Origin of the sequence: Neorhizobium puerariae (genome assembly GCF_042429745.1) — a bacterium.
Taxonomy (GTDB): domain Bacteria; phylum Pseudomonadota; class Alphaproteobacteria; order Rhizobiales; family Rhizobiaceae; genus Neorhizobium; species Neorhizobium puerariae.
Window position 1 is genome coordinate 1 of sequence record NZ_JBHMAA010000066.1, and the last position, 2709, is coordinate 2709.

Here is a 2709-nt window from a genome sequence, read left to right on the forward strand (position 1 = left end):
GTAACCGCCCGATTGTGGCCGCCTGTCGGAGATCGGCATGCTTGTTTATGACCCGTCTATAACGACGTCGTTAGCGACGTGTTTTAGGCGAGGCCTGCGATGCGCGTGGAAATCCTCGGCGATGAACGTCGCCGACGTTGGAGTGATGAGAGCAAGCTGGAGGTCGTGCTGTCGGTAGGCGTCGATGGCGCGTCGGTGACAGAGGTGGCGCGCAGGTATTCGGTCACGCGGCAGCAGATTTACACCTGGCGGCGTGAGTTGCGGAAGAAGGGCCAGCTCGCGCCGCCGTCGACAACGGTGTTTCTGCCGCTGGACATGCCGCCTGTTGGTGACAGCAAAGAGGCTCGGGCTTTTGATGGCATGCAGGTTTTGCCTGCAATGATGGAATTGCAACTGTGCTGCGGACGAAGCCTTCGCTTCAGTGGCGATGTTGATGTGGCTGCACTGAAGCGTCTGATCCGGGCGATCGAGGCGGCATGATCGGGCCTGGGACAGGTGTTCGTGTTTATCTCGCTTGCGGTGTCACGGACATGCGCAAGGGGATCGAGGGGCTGGCTGCTCTTGCCCAGGATGTGCTGCGCCAGAAGCCGACGGGAGGTGCGGTCTTCGCGTTTCGGGGCAAGCGGGGCGACCGTTTGAAGCTTTTGTATTTTGATGGCCAGGGGTTCTGCCTTTATTACAAGATCCTGCAGAAAGGGCGGTTTCCCTGGCCGTCGACAGCAGATGGGGCAGCCCGGTTGACGTCTGCTCAACTGGCGATGCTGTGGGAAGGGATTGATTGGCGACGACCCGACTGGGGCGCTCCTCCGGCCCGTGTCGGTTGATTTTATCCCACTGAATTTACGTGTTTTTATGGATATTGAGCCTGACCTGTGGTAGTCAGGTTCATGTCAAACGCGAGCCAAAATCTTCCCGATGATCCGGCCTTCTTGAAGGCGATGATCGCCGCGCTTGAGGCGAAGAACGCGAAGATGTCGGCGACCTTGCAGGCGCATGATCAGTTGATCCAATCTCTGCGGCTGCGCATCGCCAGGCTGAAGAAGCATGGCTTCGGCAAATCGTCGGAAAAGATCGAACGGGAAATCCAGCAGTTGGAACTGGCGCTGGAGGACCTGATGATTGCCGCCTCGGAAAGCAGCAGCGAGCCTCTCACCGAGATCGAGGAAACCGTGCCTGCGGCACCTGAGGCAAGCATGCCGGAAAAGACCATGCGCCGCCGTCCGCGCGTGTCGGACAAGGCCGCTCGCGAGCGCAGGGAACTCGATCCCGGCGCGCACTGCCCCGCTTGCGGTGCCGAATTGCGGCTTGTCGGTGAAGACGTCAGCGAAATTCTCGACATGATCGCCGCGCAGTTGAAGGTCATCGAGATTGCCCGGCTGAAGAAGTCCTGCCGCTGCTGCGAGAAGATGGTGCAGTTGCCCGCGCCCAGCCGTCCCATCCCGGGCAGCATGGCGGGCGCTGGACTGCTCGCCTACATCCTGGTCTCGAAATTGGACGACCACCTGCCACTCTATCGCCTGAACGAAATCTTCGCTCGCACGGGCGTTGATATCCCCGACAGCACGCTGGTCGATTGGTGTGGCCGCGCCATGCAGGTGCTCCTGCCGCTGCTCGAGTTGATCGAAGCCGCGATCATGAGCAGCGACCTTCTCCACGCCGACGACACGCCGATCCGGGTTCTGGATCGCTCTCTGCGCGACAAGGGGTTGGGGAAAGGGGTGAAGAAGGGCAGGCTCTGGACCTATGTCCGGGACCAACGCCCATGGGCGGGCACAGCTCCGCCTGGTGCGGTCTATTATTTTGCTCCCGACTGGAAAGAAGAGCACGTTCACCGTCACCTCAAGCAGGCGAGCGGCATCCTTCAGGCCGACGGCTACAAAGGCTATGCGAAGTTATATGAGGCCGGACCGGACGGGACACGCCGCTTCCAGGAGGCTTCATGTTGGGCGCATTGGCGGCGCGACTTCCATGATATATGGACCTCAAACAAGTCCGAGATTGCCCGCGAGGCGCTCGACCGTATCGGCGCGCTTTACGATATCGAGCGCGAGGTTGCAGGCAAGTCTGCCGATATCCGTCTTGCCGCGCGCCAGAAGCACAGCAAGGCAAAGGTCGAAGCATTGCGCGTCTGGGCCGAAGCGCAACTGACCCGCATCCCCGGCAAGAGTGATCTGGCGGGCGCTTTCCGATACGGCTTGAGCAGGTGGTCCTCATTCTGCCTGTTCCTGGAAGATGGCCGTGTCGCAATCGATAACAACGCCGCCGAGCGGGCGTTGCGTCCTATCGGCGTTGGAAGACGAAACTGGCTCTTCGCGGGTGCTGACACTGGAGCAGAAACCCTGGCGCGGGCCATGACGATTATCGAAACCGCCAAGATGAATGGCCTCGATCCGCAGGCCTATCTGGCTGACGTGCTCGACCGCATTCAGGATCACAAGATCAATCGCCTCGCCGAACTGCTTCCCTGGAACTGGAGGCCGACAGCGGCAATCATCTGCGCCGAGGCTGCCTAATGGCAACGGTCAGATTCGTCTTCACCATCGACTATGTCGCCGAAATCCTCGATGAGGACATCGACCTCCTCCGGGAGATCATCAGCAATGATGACAACCTGACCTATGGCAATATCATCAGCGTCGTGACCGGAGATGACGAGAGCACACCCTCTCTGACAGACGATGGCATTGACGAACTCAGGCAGATGCTGAC

The 2709-nt window shown here is 60.0% G+C and carries 4 protein-coding genes; all 4 read left to right on the plus strand.

The window, feature by feature from the left end:
* The first annotated feature begins 99 nt into the window (after window positions 1-99).
* Complete coding sequence (gene tnpA, locus ACFFP0_RS30945) at window positions 100-480, plus strand: IS66-like element accessory protein TnpA (protein ID WP_377266077.1); 381 nt, start codon at window positions 100-102, stop codon at window positions 478-480.
* On the plus strand, window positions 477-824 hold the full coding sequence (gene tnpB, locus ACFFP0_RS30950) for an IS66 family insertion sequence element accessory protein TnpB (RefSeq protein WP_377266078.1): 348 nt from the start codon (window positions 477-479) through the stop codon (window positions 822-824). Before tnpA ends, tnpB begins: the two co-directional genes overlap by 4 nt.
* Before the next feature lie 63 nt (window positions 825-887).
* Window positions 888-2513 carry an IS66 family transposase gene (gene tnpC, locus ACFFP0_RS30955; protein WP_377266080.1) on the plus strand — a complete coding sequence of 542 codons (1626 nt, stop codon included), beginning with the start codon at window positions 888-890 and terminating at the stop codon, window positions 2511-2513.
* On the plus strand, window positions 2513-2709 hold a 197-nt coding region (locus tag ACFFP0_RS30960; protein WP_377266079.1), incomplete at its 3' end, for a hypothetical protein. The genes tnpC and ACFFP0_RS30960, both read left to right, overlap by 1 nt.